We start from the raw sequence: 15,323 nt of genomic DNA on the forward strand, positions 1-15,323 counted from the left end.
CAAGGTGACGGTCTCGAAGAAGTCGCAGGCCAGCAGGGCGTCGGCCGGGGAGCGCAGGAAACCGGCCCAGGTACTGAAAACTCGTTGGGGTGCCGGTTCGATCCCGTCCTCCTTCAAGATTTCCCAGACCGTGGAGGCTGCCACCTTCACCCCGAGCAAGAGCAGTTCACCGTGCAGGCGCCGGTAGCCCCAACTTGAATTTTCCCTGGCCAAGCGCAGTACGAGTGCTCGGATCGAGTGCACGGTGCGGGGCCGGCCTACGCGCTTCGGCCTGGACTGGACAGCGTGTCGGCGGGCGAGGAGATCGTGGTGCCAGCGCAGGACCGTGTCCGGCCGGACCAGCAGTCGCATCCGGCGTTAGCACCTCGCGGGACACGCCGTGGAGCAACGACGCCAGGAACGCCCGGTCGCCGGCGTCGAACCGGACCCGCTGCCCGTCCAGATGCCGCTCCAGGACGGCAATCCGATGACGCAGGGCCAGGATCTCGACATCCTTCTCCCGGTCGCTCACCGGCAGCAGTCGCAGCATCGCGAAGGCGTTCGTCATGCCCAGGTACGCCGGTCTCAACAGCACGGCCGATCACCATGCCGCCTCCACCGTCCCCCGAGCGAGAGCGCCGACGCGGGTGACCACGGTCGGCACCGAAACCCACTCCCACCTGCATGGATGAGGTTATCGGCAAGGGCACCGCTCAACCGCACTGTTCCAGCTCGCTACCGAGCTGCCCGCCGCGGTCCTCGCCCGCACTCTCGGCATCGACATCACCGTTGCCGTCAAATGGCAGCGGGCCGCCGCCGGCGACTGGGGCGCCTACGTAGCCGAGGTCAGCCGCCGGACCAGGTCGTTGTGACGCTCGGGGCGGGCCAGTCCAGCACGGCCAGCTCGGGCCATTGCGCTTGCCATCGTGCTGCTTTGGTCTCATAGACCGAGCGCGGGGCGAGCACCGGGTTCGGCCGGACGACGAGGTTGAACACGTCCGAAAGGCCATGCGGCGCATACACGTGCCACCGGCCGTCGGTCTCCGCACGTACTCCCAGGCAGCACGTCGTCGCGGCGAAACTGTCGATCGCCGCCTCAGTGGACTCATACGGCGGACACGCGACTCCGAACTTGTCCTCATACCAGAGGTGAACTCGTGCCTCGTTGCGGATCTCAACATCTGCCGGCAGGTCGGTGAAGACCTCCCGCCCGGCTTTGATCACCTCGTCCTCGGCCTCCCAGGACAGGTCACTGCCGTCGAAGTAGAAGACGTCGTAGTCCTTGATGCCACTGGTTGGTGGCCTGTCCGTGACCACGTTCCACACGGTCTGGAACAGGCATCCTGCCGTCACATACCACCCTGGAAGGTCCAACGTCGCAGTCCGCGTCAGCACCTCCGTCAACACGTCGTTACGGGACAGCACCGCACGCAGGGAATCAAGTTGCTGGTCGAGAGGGAGTCGGCTGATCACCAGCTCTGCCTACCACAGGTCGCCCATGGGCGGGCCAGGTCCCCCTCGGAGACCTCACGGGCCAGAGGCATTCAGCCAGTTCCAATACCCGACTGCCCCATTAGCCGTCTACCCGGCCGAGACGATCGAGGCGCACAGGGCGTTCATCGCCCGTCGCCGGGCCACCCGGCCCAGCGAAGAATACCGAACCCCCACCGACGAGGAGTGGGATTCCTTCCTCACGCACTTCGAGAAACGCAAGGTGTCCATCGGCACCTGCGGCCGCGCATTTTCCACCTCTTGTATTCATTAGCACGCTTGTGTCAGATGTGCACTACTCAGGCCGGACCCGGCCCAACGCGTCCGGTTGGAGGAGATCCGGGACAACCTGCTCGCCCGTATCGCCGAAGCCGAACGCGAAGGATGGCTCGGCGAGATCGAAGGTCTGCGAATCAGCCTCGCCGGAGCAGAGGACAAGCTTGCGCGGATCGACCAGCGGAGCTCGCGGGCGATCGACTTGGGCATGCCGGGTCGCGCCGCCTGTCCTGTCCTGTCCTGTCCTGTCCTGTCCTGTCCACAGCGCCATGCTCGCCCAGCGCTGCCCATGACCGACGGGCCGTCCAGGAGCCGCCATGACACTGACCTGCGACGCGGTTCAAGCTATGAGCATGCGGAGGCCGAGATCTGCCGCGTCGAGGTCGGCGAGGTCGCTGTTGCGCTCGGCCCACCGGCCGGAGTCGAGGTTGTCGCTGAGGCTTCGCACCGCCCGCTGCTCAGCCTCCGGCCCAACCCTCGTCCACACCGACATCGCACGGCGCACGTGATCCTCCAGATACGCTCCCGGTCGGCGCCAGTACGCCTCGAACAGGCCATCAGCGCAGTCCCACGGGATGGGCACCGGCTCAGCGCGGGCGCCGATCGCGTCGGCCATCCCAGCAAGCGAGGGAAATTCTGCGAGGACGGCGGTGAACTCGGGCAGGTAGTCGCGGGTAAGCCAGAACCGGTCCTGCCATCCGGGCTCGTCGGTGTCGAACGTGAGCACCACTACGCGGCGGGCCACGCGCCGCATCTCGCGCAGCCCCGTTATCGGGTCCCCCCAGTGGTGAACGGTGGACACGGCCATCGCGACGTCGAAGGAGTGGTCCTCGAACGGCAGGCTCTCCGCGGCGGCGGCCACGCACGGCGCCGAGCCAGCAGGCCGCTGCCCCCGCATGACTGCCGATGGCTCCACCGCGGTCACGTCGCGATCAGCAGGCTCGTAGGAGCCGGTGCCGGCCCCGACGTTCAGCACCGTCTGCGCGTCGCCGAGCGCGTCCCAGATCTGCGCGGCGATCCGCGGCTCGGTACGCCGTGTCGCGGTGTAGGCGCCGCCGATCGCGTCGTACAGCCGTGCACCGAGCATCTCCAGTTGCTCCTCCGGTGTCACCTTGAGTCCCTTCGCCCGTGCCTCAAGTTCTCTGTCGATGGCCGCCGCCATGGCGTCAGCGCGATCACGCCGCTCCAGGAGCAGGCCGCGCAGTCGGCGCAGGTGCGCGACCGCGTCGGTGGACGGGTCGCCGACCAGGTCCGTGACCTCCCGCAGCCCGAAGCCCAGGCGCCGGTAGGCAAGTACCTCGCGCAGTCGCTCCACGTCGCCGGCCGAGTAGGCCCGGTACCCGGCTGCAGTTCGCGCCGACGGCCGTGCGAGCCCAATCTCGTCATAGTGATGCAGCGTGCGGACGCTCACGCCCGCCAACTCGGCCACGCGTCCCACGGTCCAGTGATCCTCCACGCCACCGACTATGCAGCCTGACGCCACGTGAGGGTCAAGCGCCTAGCTTCTGGCAGCGAGAGCCGGATGCGGAGCAGCGGGTCCGAGGCGACTGCTACAAGCCAGGGCGATGGTCTGGTTCAGAGAAGCCTGCATCCGCTGCCCGATGCTCCAGATCAACCCGAAAATGCTCGCGCGTCTGAGCGAATTGGAGGAAGATCTTCAGGTCAGGCGAAAGCGGGCGGTTGCTTCGTATCGGAGTCGTGGACCAGTTCGGCAAGCTGGATGAGGAAACAGTACGTCGCCAGACGGTTCTGGAGGCGGATGAAGTAGGACCTGCTTGAGCACTTGAAGATCTCGCGGCGGCGCACCTTCCAGAGACCGTGCTCGTATGTGTGGGACGCCTGCAGGAGAGCCGCTTCCGCCTCTTCCGTGCTGCCTTCGAACTCCGTGACGGCTCGCCCGTCACGACCTGAATCCGACACGCCGCTGACAGGTACGACCAGGACTATCCATCGAGGCATCTCGCGATCAGTTCCTTATCCCCTCGACGTCGCATGTCGCGACGCGTACGGCGTCAGCCTGGCAGGCGACGGCAGCGTCGGGCTGCCCGTCGCAGAAGTCGAGCCAGTGCCATTTCTCGTGAACATTCTCGAGCCCGCTGGCCTCCGGCTGCTGGCCAAACTGCCGGACAATCGCTGCTACTGAAAGTGAACGAAGCCAGCACAGGTCAGCCCATCGGCCGCTGATCAGAAATACCGCTCCTGGACATGGACGCACTACGGGAGCTGGGCATGGAGTGGGCGTAGATCCGTAGGCTCCGCTGGGACGCGGTCGAACTCGTGTGGCCGTCGGGCCGGACAGTGACCGAGGTCGCGTAGGAACTCGGGGTCAGTCCGGAGTCGCTGCGGGGCTGGGTGAAGAAGGCCCGCGCCGCCCAGGACACCGGATCGGGACCCGAGGCCCGGGGGCGGGGCGGGCCGTCGATCGAGTTCCTGTCGAATCCGGAGCGGTTCAGGTGTGACGTGCACTGGTTCAGTTCGAGTGAGCATCCACGGAAAGTCTGCCTGTATGCCGCCCACCCCGGGTCGGGGCTGGGAATCACCACCCGGAGGGCTTCGCGGTGCCCATGACGCGGCTGACGGTGATCTCGATGACGACCCGGTTCGGGTTGACCCGCGGGGTCTTGTACCGCTCGGCGTACCGGCGCTCGGCATCGGCGACGGAGGCGGGATCGTCCTTGATCACGGCTGTGCCTTCGAGAGTGCACCAGCGCCGGCCTTCGACCTGCCCCACGGACACGCGTGCCTCGGTGCCGACGGCCAGGGCGGCGCGGACGTTGCGCGCCTTCTTGCTGCCGCCGTCGGTGATGACGCGGGCAATCCGTGCCTCGGGGTCGTACGTGACGCCGACTGGGGTGAGGTGCGGAGTGCCGTCAGGCCTGAGCGTGGTCAGGAAGCACGTGCGGCGCTCCCGCCAGAACACGTCGTCCCCCTCAGCAGGCTGCGATGCCCTGATGTCCAACGTCGGTCTCCTCGGTGCAAACGGCTCAGCGCGACGTCCACGAGCCCGAAGAGGCGGGGAGGCCGATGGTTCAACCGTAACGGGCCGCCCTGGCCGGGCCCCGCTTCCCCCGGCCCGCCCGGACACAGGCCAGCAGATGGCCAAGGTCGAGGGAGATTCCCGCCCGCTGCACTCACCGAGCCGCACCCAGCCCCACCACCACAACCCTGACCAGCAACAACACACTCCAGGCTGTACCGACCAGCAACAAACCGACCAGGCGAGATACCAAAAACGTCTGCGCTAAATCGGCGTCCGTGTCACCACCCGAAACCCCCCACCACAGCACACCGAACAGCAGAAACCCGATACCAACCGCACTGACATCACCATGCCGAACCACCACCGACAAAAATTTACAGATCATCAGACTCTGCGCAAACGTACGTGCCTGGTCACAGGTGCGTTCCCGGTGCCGGCGCAGAGGTTGGTAGATGCTCCTGAGATGTCCGCCCGAGGCGCCCTGTCGGGTCCGTATGGCCTCGTCCGCCCGGACGAGAGAACCTGGCCGATCGGACCGGAAGCATGGCCGGTCGGCCGTCGCGGAGCCGGGAGTACGCGGGCTAGCGTCCTTCTCACCAAGTAACACCAGGGAGAGGAAGGCCCGATGGATCAGCGAACTTCCGACCGCAACGTCGGCGCGACCACCGAGTTCGAGCGAGACGTCGTCGAGCTGCTGCTGGCGACGATGAGCCAGGTGGCCAAGGAGGAACGCGAGGACGTCGGTACGGAAAGCGTGCTGAGCGCGCTCGTGTCGGGCGGCTCGGCCGTAGGTTCCGCGATCGCCCCCGGGATGAAGGCTGCCGGCTCGCTCGGCGGGTCGATCGGGTGCCGGGGGACATCCGTGTGGGTCAGTAACGACGCGGGGGACGGCGCGGCGGAAGCCCCGGACGACGAGCGGGAGATCGACGCATTCTGGCGGGAGGTCCGGCAGGAGCAAGCCAAAAGGCTGCGCTGGAAGAACCGGAAGAAGAAGGAAGAGGGACAGCAAGGCATTGAACTCCCGCCGATGACCGGTGCGTTGCGGACCTGCCTGCGCAAGGCGCTGGAGACCGCACGGGAGGAGGGCACCCTTGCGGTGCGCGTCCGCCATGTGGCGCACGCACTGGTCGAGCTGCCCGATTCGCGTGCTCGTGAGGCCCTGGTGCTAGGAAAGCTGGACGTCTCCGCCGCCTCTGCTGCGCTCGACGCGTTACGTGGGAGCGACAGCACGCCGGAGCCCGCCTCGGTGGTGATGCTGCGCAAGTCGGGGACGTTCGGGAAGAGCGGCAATCCGCTGACCCGGAGGTTCACCGCCTGGATCCTCGGGGGCGGCGCGGGGTTCGGTTCCTCGGTCGTGAGCGCGGTGCGCGCGGAGGCGCTACGGGGGGCGGTGCGGCGCGGGGCGCCGGAGCAGGAGCCCGTCGATGCACTGCTGGGTGTCCTGGCGCTGGACCGGTCGTTGACCGTCGCGGGACGTGAGCTGCCCGATGAGCTGACAGGAGCGAACCAGGGGGCGGAACTGTTGCGCCGACACGGCGCCCGGCAGGATGCTGTCACCCGAGTGCTGGTTCCCTCCACCAGGGTCGTGGAGGGGGAGCCCCCGGAGGTCCGCGGCACCGCCGACTTCGAGCGACGGCTCCTGCACGTCACACAGTTCATCGCTTCCGCTCAGAACTCGCCCACGGTCGGCACGACCCACCTGCTGGCCGCCCTGCTGGACAAGACCGGGACGGATGCGGAGTCCGCGGCGGAGATCGAGCGTGTACTGACCGAGAGCGGGGTGGACGTCGCCGGGCTGCGGGCGGAGCCCGAGCTCCGGGCCCCCGGAGGAGCGGCACGAGCTGCCTGAGCCCGCAGCGGCTCGCCAACGCGTATGACGAGAACGGCCGTTGAGAACGGCAACCACACGGAGGAAACCATGATCCCGGCAGTGCGACCGTGGAGGCGGATGCGCCGCGAAGCCACCGCTATCCAGGACGCGGTGCGCGCCGCGCCCCGGCGGACAGTCGTCGCCGAGTCCGTACTCGCCGGCCTGGTCCTGCTAGGCACGCTGGCACCGTTTCCGCTGGTACCGCCGGCCCACCCGGTCACCGCTGCTCTCCTGGGGGTGTGGGCGGCGCTGCTCGTGCCCGCACGGCGTATGTACCCGGCCCTGGCGGTCCTGGGCTGCGTGCCCTTGATCGCCGGGGACAACATGTGGGCAACGGTGGTGGTGCCGTGCGTCGTGTGGTCCGCCACGCGCCGCATCGCCCCCGCACGGCGCGCCTGGAGGGTGGTCGGGGCGAGCACTGCCGGCTCCGTGCTCGTGTCGATCGCCGCCCAATCCCTCAGCGGACTCCCGAAGATGCCGTACCTGGCCGCCGGCGCCGGCATGAGCGCGCTGTTCATCGTGCTGCCCGCGCTGTCCGGCCTGATGCTGGGGCGTCGCCGCCCGCTGACAGGTCTGCTGCGGGAACGCAACGCCTACCTCGAACAGGCCCGCTTCCTCACCGACGAGGCGGCCCGTATGGAGGAACGGGCGCGCATCGCCGCGGAGATGCACGATCTGCTCGGCCACCGCATCGGCCTCATCTCGATGCACGCCGGAGCCCTCCAGCTCGCTGCCGAACGACAGGCGCCCCCGCTGGCCGCCCAGGCCGAACTCCTGCACACCACGGCCGGAACGGCCATGGAAGAGCTGCGCGGCATCCTCGGGGTCCTCCGCCATCAGTCGGACAAAGAGACCGCCGAGCGAGGGACCCGCGCGGATCTCTCGGCCCTCGTGGCGGACTCCCGTAGCGCAGGGGCCGACGCCGAACTGCACTGGCACGCGACCGGGCCGGCGGACGCGGACGCCCGCACCCGGCAGGCCGTCCACCGTGTCACCCGCGAAGGACTCGCCAACGCCCTGAAGCACGCGCCCGGAGCGCCTGTCCGCGTGACCTTCCACAACGAGGGGGACACGGTGACGGTCACCGTCGTCAACGATGCCCCGCCGGTGGCCCATTCCCCCGGGGACGGGAACCGGAGCGGACTCGTCGGGCTCCAGGAGAGGATCACCCTGCTCGGTGGCGCCCTCAACGCCGGACCGCGTCCGGAAGGCGGCTTCGTCCTCTCCGCCCGTATACCCGCCCGGCCCGACGTGCCGCCCGTGTACGTCACTTCGTCCGATCCGATGTCCGACGGGGCTGGCTCCCGGCCCCCACTGTCCACGGAGGTCCTCACGTGGCCCCGCCTCCTGGGCGGGGGCTGCGCGGCGATGCTGGTGTTGCTCCCGATAGTCGGCGGCACCCTCGCCCTGCTGATCATGGCGGTTCTACACTGAGCCGATGATCCGAGTCCTGATCGCCGATGACGAGGCGCTGATGCGCACCGGGATCCGGCTGATCCTGGAGAACGACGACAAGGTCCGTATCGTGGCCGAGGCGCAGGACGCCCGCGAAGCCGTCGAAGCCTGCCGAGCCCACCCCGTAGACGTCGCGCTCCTCGACATCCGCATGCCCGGCGACGGCATCTCCGGCGCCGCCGAGATCGCCCGCCACTCGCCCCGCACCCGAGTGGTCATGCTGACGGCCTTCGGCGAAGAACCGAGCGTCACCCGCGCCCTGCGCGCCGGAGCCGTAGGCTACCTCCTCAAGGACACCGGCCCCCGCGACCTCATCGACGCCGTACGCCGCGCCGCCGCCGGAGAACCGGTCCTCGCCCCGCAGGTCACCCGCCAACTCATCGACTTCCGGACCCGGTCGGGCCACGGCAGCGACGCCGCGTCACGTCGGATCGCGGACCTGACACCGGCCGAACGGGACATCCTCCGGCTACTGGGCACCGGCCTCTCCAACGCCGAGATCGCAGCACAGCTCCACCTCAGTTCCGGCACGGTCAAGGCCCACATCAGCAGCATCCTCACACGCACCGGCTGCACCAACCGCGTCCAGGCGGCGGTGCTGGCACAGGAGGCGGGGCTGCACGGCTGACCCCCTGTCCCGACCAGCTGAGACAGCTCCACGATCAGGCCGGGGAACGCTGCTGCATAGATCGAGGCTGGGATCAGCACTACTCCGAACGAACAGGAGTTCGCCTCGCTGTCTTGTCCCTTACTGAGCCGTTTTCATCTTGAATAGCTGCAGGTCATCAGCGTGTGGATGGCCTGGACGATGGTGCCGATGCGGCGGGTGGAGCATCTGGCCCGCCGGAGCAGTCGCCAGGACTTCAACTGCGCGAAGGCGCGTTCGCCCGGTGCCCTCAGCCGGGCGTGGTCGTGGTTGAACTGCTGGTAGTGCGCGGGTTGTTCGCGGTGGTTCTTGTACGGGGTGCGCACGGTCGCGCCGGCGCCCTGGTAGGCGCAGTCCGCGGGGATGAGGATCTGCCTCGTGCGACAGGCTTGGATGATGCCGTGGGCACGCGCAGCGGTCAGATCGTGGGTGCGTCCTGGCGTGGCGCGGGAGAACCAGAGGGGTGTGCCGTCCGGCCGTGCGATGACCTGGACGTTCATGCCGTGCTGCTTGTGCTTTTGGGAGTAGCACGGCTCGTCCGCATGGATGCGGTCGGTGGCGATCAGGGTGCCGTCGACGATGACGAAGTCGCCCTCGCCCAGACCGGCCAGGGCTTCGTGCAGACCCGGCGCCCAGGCCGCAAGGACGTCCAGGGTCTCGTCGACGTAGCGCCGGGCGGTGGCTGTCGAAACGCCGAAGCCGGCTGCCGGCGCGGGCAGCGTCTCGTTCTTGCGCAGGTGCACCAACGTGAGCAGGGCCTGCTTGAAGCAGCTCAGCTTCCGCCACCGCGTACGGCGTTCACACCTTCGTGCGTAGATGAGCCAGGAAACGTGCTCAACCAGCTCATGCGGGACGTCGACCGTGGCACGATACGGGACCAAGCGAGGCTCCTCGGACGAAGCGTGGTGCGTAGAGAACACCACCGCAACGACCAGGAGCCTCGTCTCGTTACCCACCCCCGTTGACCTGCCGCTTCACCCCACAGAGACAGGATGAAAACGGCTCACTCAGCCCGCGAAGCGCGCCATCCATGCCTCGACCTCGTCCGCGGCGCGCGGCAGGCCCGCCGACAGGTTTTCGTGGCCGTCGTCGGTGACGACCAAGTCGTCCTCGATCCGGACGCCGATGCCGCGCCACTCCTCGGGCACCGTCAGGTCGTCCGCCTGGAAGTACAGGCCCGGTTCGACGGTCAGGCACATGCCAGACTCCAGCACACCGTCGACGTAGTCCTCCGTGCGGGCCTGCGCGCAGTCGTGGACGTCCAGGCCCAGCATGTGACCGGTGCCGGCCATGGTGAAGCGGCGCTGCAAGCCGAGTTCGTACGCCCGGTCGACGGGGCCCTCGATGAAGCCCCACTCGACCAGCCGCGCCGTCAGGTGGCGCTGGGCCGCCTCGTGGAAGTCGCGGTACGGGGCGCCTGGCTTGACCGTCGCCATACCGGCCTCCTGGGCCTCGTACACCGCGTCGTAGATCTCGCGCTGCAGGGGCGTGAAGGTGCCGCTGATCGGCAGCGTGCGGGTGACGTCGGCGGTGTAAAGAGAGTGCGTCTCCACGCCGGCGTCAAGCAGCAGTAGGTCTCCCGGGCGCACCGGGCCGTCGTTGTCCGTCCAGTGCATGATCGTGGCGTGCTCACCGGCGGCGCAGATCGAGCCGTAGCCCACGGCGTTGCCCTCGAGGCGTGCCCGGCGGAAGAAGGTGCCCTCGATCCACCGTTCCGACGACGCGATCGCCCGGGAGAGTTCTGCGACGACGTCGGTGAAACCGCGCACGGTGGAGTCCACCGCCTTGCGCAGTTCCCCGAGTTCCCAGGAGTCCTTGACGAGGCGGAGATCACTGAGCGCCTCTTCCAGTTCGGCGTCCCGCTCCGCGTCGGTGGTGACGGCGGCCTCGAGGGAGGGGTCGATCCCGCGGACAATCCGGGTCGGCGGGCCGGAAGCGGCGGCCAGGTCGGCAGCCGCGGTGCGGACGTCGCGGCACGGCATGCCGAGTACGCGCTCCGATTCGGCGAGTGAGCGTCGCCGGCCCGTCCACAGCTCGGCGTGGGCACCCGTCCAGAACTCGTCGTCGTCCCTGCTGTCCCGCGGCAGCTGATAGCAGTAGGCGTCGTGGCCGCCGTCGGCGTGGGGTTCCAGGACGAGCGCGCCGTCCCGGACCTGGTCGCCGACCATGTGCACGTAGCCCGTGTACGGCCGGAAGGGGTAGGTGTCGTCGTTCGAGCGGACCTTGAGGTTCCCCGAGGGGATCACGAGGCGTTCGCCGGGGAACCGCGCGGAGAGCGCGGCGCGGCGGCGGGCCGCGTACGGGGCCTGCTCGGCGAGCTGGAGGTCCTGTCGTTCGGTGTCCGCCCAGCCCGTCCTCATCAGAGCGGACAGCTCTGCGGAGATCCCCGGGTAGAGGCCATTCTTCCGACGGTTGGCCACGTCGTGCACCTTCTTCCGTTGGGCTTCCATGGGGTTTCCATGAGGTTCATCGGCGCCGCCGGTCCGCGGCCGCTCCCGGACGGTACCGCCGCGCGGCGGGCGCTGGGGCCGAACAGTGCCAGTGGCACAGACCGGCCACGGGCCCGGGTGGAAAACGTCGATAATGTGCCCATGGCGAACGCAAAACTCGACGAGGCCCTCCGGCTGCTGGGACTCGGTCACAAGGCGTGCCGGGTCTACCTGGCCCTGCTGGAGCTGGCCCCCGCTCCACTGAGCGCGATCAGCTCGGCGACCGGGCTGGGCGGGGCCGAGTTCGCCGCGGCGTACGGCGAACTGGCCGACGCCGGACTGGCCAGTGCCGCAGCCGGGGACGGGGACGTGGTGGCCCCGGTGCCGCCCGCCGCGGGCCTGGAGATCCTCGCCCGGCACCGGGCGGCTGAGCTCGAGGAGTCGCGCATCGCCGTCGGAGGCGCCTTCGAGTTGTTCCGGCGCCGGCGGCTCGCCGCCTACAACGACGACCTCGTCGAGGTCGTCACCGGTGAAGCCATCGGCCCCAGGATGCGCCACGCGTGGGCCAGCGCCCGCGAGCAGATCCGGCAGTTCGAGTCCCCGCCGTACGCCCCTCTGGTCGGCGCCACCGACGACGCCTTGGCGACGCTGGCCCGCGGGGTGACGCAGCGCGTCGTCTACTCGCGGGAGTCACTGGAGCATCCCGGCCACCTGAAGGACGTCATCGAACCCTGCATCGAGGCGGGAGAGCAGGCCAGGGTGCTGCCGTCGGTGCCGGTCAAGCTCTTGATCATCGATGAGGCGTACGCCCTGGTGTCGTTGTCGATCAAGGAAGCGGACATACACAACACCATGCTGGTGGTGCAGCCGTGCGGCCTGCTCTCCGCGCTGACGGCCCTGTTCGAGCAGGCGTGGCAGAACGCCCTCCCCATCCACGGCTTCACCGCCCGCCCCGCCGGTCTCCCACCCGCCGACCGTCGTCTGTTGCGCCTCCTTGCCGGCGGCGCGACGGACGACGTGATCGCCCGCGAACTGGGCATCAGCCGCCGTACGTTGTTCCGCCGCCTCCAGATCCTGATGGCCCGTCTCGGCGCCGCGAACCGTTTCCAGATGGCCCTGCAGGCACAGCGCTCCGGCTGGCTGTGACCGGGTGTCCAGGACGGTCTTGCCCGGGGTTGGGCCCGGCGACGGCTGCGGGAGCGTACGTCGGCTGCAGGGACTGTTCACCGAGTACGTCGCTGTCAGCCCCGGCGGATTCTCCCGCGGGAACCGGGCCCGTGCGCCCCGGCGCCTCGCGCCGGGCACACGGCGAGCCGGCCGGCCACCGCGCCAACCGCATACCAGAACAGGTCCGGTGCGTTGAAGGTGGAGCCGAGGATCAGGCGGCAGCCGTACTGTGCCGGGAGAGCTCCGGCGACAGGTCACTGAGCTGCAAGAACGCGACGCCCCAACTCACGGCCAGGGCGACTCCATCGCCCTTCAGCGGTGTCAACCGCGGCGCCACGAGAAGGACGAGGGCGAACAGCAGAAGCGTGTGCAGGGCGTCCCCGCCGTACTTGGCCGCCCCTCCCCCGAACCAAACCGATGTCACGGCACCGCTCTTCGACCAAGATCCGGACCATTCCCGGACCGGCGAGCCGCTCCGGGCACCGAACTGCACCATGTGCACCAGCCGACGATGTGTCGTCGTACCACCAGCAGACGAAGAACCTGCCGGTTTCACTCCGACAGGGCATCTCCTCCATGGGGCAGGACCAGGATCACTCCCCGCCACGGCCACTCTCGCCTTGTCGACTCTCTGCAAGACGACAGGGCAAGTACCAAGTTCACGCGCCGGCACGCGGCTCAACCGCCCGCCGGGTCGGCATTCGTCCGGCCGCCACCGAGCCCCCAAAGACCGCCGCACGTGACGGAGCACGGCCTGCGCATAGCCGGCCGAGCCGTCCCGGCAGACCACCTCGATGCCCGGGTGCGCGCGCAGACACCCGGTCACCGTCTCCGCCTTCCGGTCGGGCAGGACATCGATCCGGTCCCGGCTGACGGCGTCGATGATGATCGTGGCGTACCGGTGCCCCCGGCGCAGAGCGAAGTCGTCGATGCCCAGGACCTCGGGTACCTCCCGGTCGGGCAGCGGGATGCGCAACCGGCAGGTCAGCGTGCTGGACCAGGACAGCACCTGGTGCAGATGAACCAGGAGACGGGCTCCGGCCCGTCCCGACAGAGCGGTGGCGACAGCGGCGACGACCTGCTGCAGGGCCGGGGGCCGCCGCTGGTAACGCGCCGTCAGCCCAGGAACCTGCTCGACGAACGTGGTCCTGGAGCAGCCGGGGTTCTCGCAGTACAGACGGCGCACCGAGATGTCGATCATCACTGGTCTGCCCCCGATGGCCTCGTCGGCGACATGCCGCACGTAGCGGCTGTGCTCCCACTCCGATTCCTGTCCGCGGTCCGGGCAGGTCACCATGGCCCCCGCCGGGGTCCGTACCATGATCCGGACCGGGGACGGGCCGGTCTCCACCCCGTCGACCAGCACTCCGGCCAATGCAGGAAGCAGCCCCGTCAGCTCGACATCACACACCACCAGCCTGCCTCACCGAAACATCAGCCAGGGCCAGAACCACAAGATCGATCAACGGCTACGAAAATCTTGTCAGAGCCTGACTCCTGATAGACCCCAGGTCAGTTGAGACCGAGGAGGAGGGGGCTGGGCTGACAGGGCGTCGTTGTCCGGATTTATGATGAGGCGCCCGGGCGGGTAGGTGAAAGCGGGGTTTCAGGGTGGAATGCGGCTGGGAGACCCCGGCCCGATTCCAGCGGGCCAGGGTCTTTGTGCTGTGCCGGGGTGGCGGTTCGGTCAGCGTCCGCCGAATCCGTCGTTCCCGCCGAATTCGCCGAAGTGGCGTTTGACGACCCGGAAGCTGCCCACCACTCCGTTCTTGACGAAGACGCCGCCCTCGACGTGGCGGGGGCGCACGCCGTCGCTGGAGCTGTGCGGTCCGACGGTGGCGATGGGGGCGCCGTTGTCGCAGGTGGCTCCGCGGAAGACCTCGACGGTCCTCCGGCTGTCGTTGCGGATGTTCAGGCTGCGGGAGCCCAGGCCGCTCACGACGGTGATGCAGCCGCCCGGGGCGGCCGAGTAGGAACGCTCGTTGATGTGGATCCGGCCTTCGAAGCCCCGGCCTTCGTGGTCCTCGCCTTCGAAGTCGCCGCCTTCGCTGTCCTTGCCTCCGTTGTCCTCGCCTTCGAAGTCGCCACCTTCGCTGTCCTTGCCTCCGTTGTCCTTGCCGAAGTCGCCACCTCCGTTGCCCTTGCCTCCGTTGTCCTCGCCTTCGCTGTCCTTGCCTCCGTTGTCCTTGCCGAAGTCGCCACCTCCGTTGCCCTTGCCTCCGTTGTCCTCGCCTTCGAAGTCGCCACCTTCGCTGTCCTTGCCTCCGTTGTCCTTACCTCCGTTGCCCTCGCCGGAGTCGCCACCTTCGCTGTCCTTGCCTCCGTTGTCCTTGCCGGAGTCGCCACCCGTGGGGGCCGAGGCGGGTACGGGGGCGGCTGCCTGCTGGAGCCCGGGGGCGGCCTGGGCCGGCTCGTAGGCGGACACCGAGGTGTAGGTGATACCGGTGACGGCCAGGGCCACGGCAGCCGCGGTAGCGACGGTGGGACGGGTAATCATCACGCGCTTCTCCTGTCTCGGGAAGTCGGCTGGCCAGCCGACTCATGATGAACGTACTGACCGATTCCCATATCTGTCATATCGAGACATTGGGGAAAGCCGGCAGATTGACTCCAATCGGGTCATAGGGAGACGTCTGCGTGCCGCGCTATGGCGCGCTGACGGGAAACCAGATGACTTTTCCTGTAAGAGACTTGATGCACCGATACGCCATCCGGGGGACTTTTCAGGCGTCTGCCCACTTACAGCCGCAGCCGCAGCGTGTCGTTCGTTGACACATCGGGGGAAACCGGTATTCCCGTTGTGCTGCCGGGTGGCGGGCGGGGTGCTCGAGCCCGCGAGCTGTCCGGCATTGCACCGGACCGGGTGGCGGCCGGACCTCTCATCAGCGTCTCCGACGGCACCTCCCGGGCCCGGTGACACCGCCCCCCAGGTCATCCGTTCGACAGGGGGACACAGTCATGCCGGGCCCGGAGGTCAGCGGCCCTCTTGCAGGACCGCGGAAAACATAACGGGGGGGTGCCCCTATCTGT

At 68.6% G+C, this 15,323-nt stretch carries 12 protein-coding genes and 3 pseudogenes; 4 read left to right on the plus strand and 11 right to left on the minus strand.

Annotated features, from left to right (window positions below; all coding sequences use genetic code 11):
- The 6 genes and pseudogenes from AOK11_RS46785 to AOK11_RS42920 form a co-directional block, all read right to left on the minus strand.
- A pseudogene (locus tag AOK11_RS46785) lies at window positions 1-213 on the minus strand (integrase); the annotation flags it as partial.
- Window positions 214-825: 612 nt separating this feature from the next.
- On the minus strand, window positions 826-1,452 hold the full coding sequence (locus AOK11_RS19345; RefSeq protein WP_055594969.1) for a nucleotidyltransferase family protein: 627 nt from the start codon (window positions 1,450-1,452) through the stop codon (window positions 826-828).
- A gap of 634 nt (window positions 1,453-2,086) precedes the next feature.
- Window positions 2,087-3,184 carry a MerR family transcriptional regulator gene (locus AOK11_RS19355; RefSeq protein ID WP_055594971.1) on the minus strand — a complete coding sequence of 366 codons (1,098 nt, stop codon included), beginning with the start codon at window positions 3,182-3,184 and terminating at the stop codon, window positions 2,087-2,089.
- A 224-nt stretch (window positions 3,185-3,408) separates the two neighbouring features.
- Complete coding sequence (locus tag AOK11_RS19360; protein ID WP_055594972.1) at window positions 3,409-3,705, minus strand: hypothetical protein; 297 nt, start codon at window positions 3,703-3,705, stop codon at window positions 3,409-3,411.
- 577 nt (window positions 3,706-4,282) lie between these two features.
- Entirely contained in the window at window positions 4,283-4,705 is a 423-nt protein-coding gene (locus tag AOK11_RS19365) for a PPOX class F420-dependent oxidoreductase (protein ID WP_381000161.1), read from the minus strand.
- Window positions 4,706-4,877: 172 nt separating this feature from the next.
- Window positions 4,878-5,111 (minus strand): hypothetical protein, encoded by a 234-nt coding sequence (locus AOK11_RS42920; protein ID WP_157869398.1) that lies wholly within the window; start codon window positions 5,109-5,111, stop codon window positions 4,878-4,880.
- Window positions 5,112-5,351: 240 nt separating this feature from the next.
- Here AOK11_RS42920 and AOK11_RS19370 point away from each other — a divergent pair, with 240 nt between their 5' ends.
- The 3 genes from AOK11_RS19370 to AOK11_RS19380 all read left to right on the plus strand — a co-directional run bounded on the left by AOK11_RS19370 (window position 5,352) and on the right by AOK11_RS19380 (window position 8,679).
- Window positions 5,352-6,575 carry a Clp protease N-terminal domain-containing protein gene (locus tag AOK11_RS19370; protein ID WP_055594973.1) on the plus strand — a complete coding sequence of 408 codons (1,224 nt, stop codon included), beginning with the start codon at window positions 5,352-5,354 and terminating at the stop codon, window positions 6,573-6,575.
- 99 nt (window positions 6,576-6,674) lie between these two features.
- The gene (locus AOK11_RS19375; protein ID WP_240497407.1) at window positions 6,675-8,030 is read left to right on the plus strand and encodes a sensor histidine kinase; all 1,356 of its coding nucleotides are present in this window, start codon (window positions 6,675-6,677) and stop codon (window positions 8,028-8,030) included.
- 4 nt (window positions 8,031-8,034) lie between these two features.
- Entirely contained in the window at window positions 8,035-8,679 is a 645-nt protein-coding gene (locus AOK11_RS19380) for a response regulator (protein ID WP_055594975.1), read from the plus strand.
- 134 nt (window positions 8,680-8,813) lie between these two features.
- Here the strand turns inward: AOK11_RS19380 and AOK11_RS19385 are convergent, their stop codons facing one another.
- Window positions 8,814-9,578 carry a transposase family protein gene (locus AOK11_RS19385; RefSeq protein WP_167353813.1) on the minus strand — a complete coding sequence of 255 codons (765 nt, stop codon included), beginning with the start codon at window positions 9,576-9,578 and terminating at the stop codon, window positions 8,814-8,816.
- Between the two features lie 126 nt (window positions 9,579-9,704).
- Window positions 9,705-11,147, minus strand: coding sequence for an aminopeptidase P family protein (locus tag AOK11_RS19390; RefSeq protein WP_240497408.1), 1,443 nt, complete (start codon window positions 11,145-11,147; stop codon window positions 9,705-9,707).
- A 141-nt stretch (window positions 11,148-11,288) separates the two neighbouring features.
- Here AOK11_RS19390 and AOK11_RS19395 point away from each other — a divergent pair, with 141 nt between their 5' ends.
- Entirely contained in the window at window positions 11,289-12,272 is a 984-nt protein-coding gene (locus AOK11_RS19395) for a helix-turn-helix transcriptional regulator (protein WP_107098628.1), read from the plus strand.
- Window positions 12,273-12,367: 95 nt separating this feature from the next.
- Here AOK11_RS19395 and AOK11_RS40220 read toward each other — a convergent pair.
- From AOK11_RS40220 to AOK11_RS44015, 3 genes and pseudogenes are all read right to left on the minus strand, one after another.
- Window positions 12,368-12,717: pseudogene (locus AOK11_RS40220) on the minus strand (ribosomal maturation YjgA family protein).
- Between the two features lie 327 nt (window positions 12,718-13,044).
- A pseudogene (locus tag AOK11_RS41960) lies at window positions 13,045-13,614 on the minus strand (transposase); the annotation flags it as partial.
- Between the two features lie 366 nt (window positions 13,615-13,980).
- Window positions 13,981-14,790, minus strand: coding sequence for a hypothetical protein (locus tag AOK11_RS44015; RefSeq protein ID WP_055594978.1), 810 nt, complete (start codon window positions 14,788-14,790; stop codon window positions 13,981-13,983).
- Window positions 14,791-15,323 lie beyond the last annotated feature (533 nt).

Source organism: Streptomyces hirsutus (genome assembly GCF_001418415.1).
In the GTDB taxonomy this organism is placed as follows: domain Bacteria; phylum Actinomycetota; class Actinomycetes; order Streptomycetales; family Streptomycetaceae; genus Streptomyces; species Streptomyces hirsutus.

Excerpts from the sequence above, each read along its gene's own strand:
- AOK11_RS19360 (WP_055594972.1), bottom strand. The coding sequence starts at position 3,705 with ATGCCTCGATGGATAGTCCTGGTCGTACCTGTCAGCGGCGTGTCGGAT.
- AOK11_RS42920 (WP_157869398.1), bottom strand. The coding sequence starts at position 5,111 with ATGATCTGTAAATTTTTGTCGGTGGTGGTTCGGCATGGTGATGTCAGT.
- AOK11_RS19370 (WP_055594973.1), top strand. The coding sequence starts at position 5,352 with ATGGATCAGCGAACTTCCGACCGCAACGTCGGCGCGACCACCGAGTTC.
- AOK11_RS19375 (WP_240497407.1), top strand. The coding sequence starts at position 6,675 with ATGCGCCGCGAAGCCACCGCTATCCAGGACGCGGTGCGCGCCGCGCCC.
- AOK11_RS19380 (WP_055594975.1), top strand. The coding sequence starts at position 8,035 with ATGATCCGAGTCCTGATCGCCGATGACGAGGCGCTGATGCGCACCGGG.
- AOK11_RS19390 (WP_240497408.1), bottom strand. The coding sequence starts at position 11,147 with ATGGAAGCCCAACGGAAGAAGGTGCACGACGTGGCCAACCGTCGGAAG.
- AOK11_RS19395 (WP_107098628.1), top strand. The coding sequence starts at position 11,289 with ATGGCGAACGCAAAACTCGACGAGGCCCTCCGGCTGCTGGGACTCGGT.
- AOK11_RS44015 (WP_055594978.1), bottom strand. The coding sequence starts at position 14,790 with ATGATTACCCGTCCCACCGTCGCTACCGCGGCTGCCGTGGCCCTGGCC.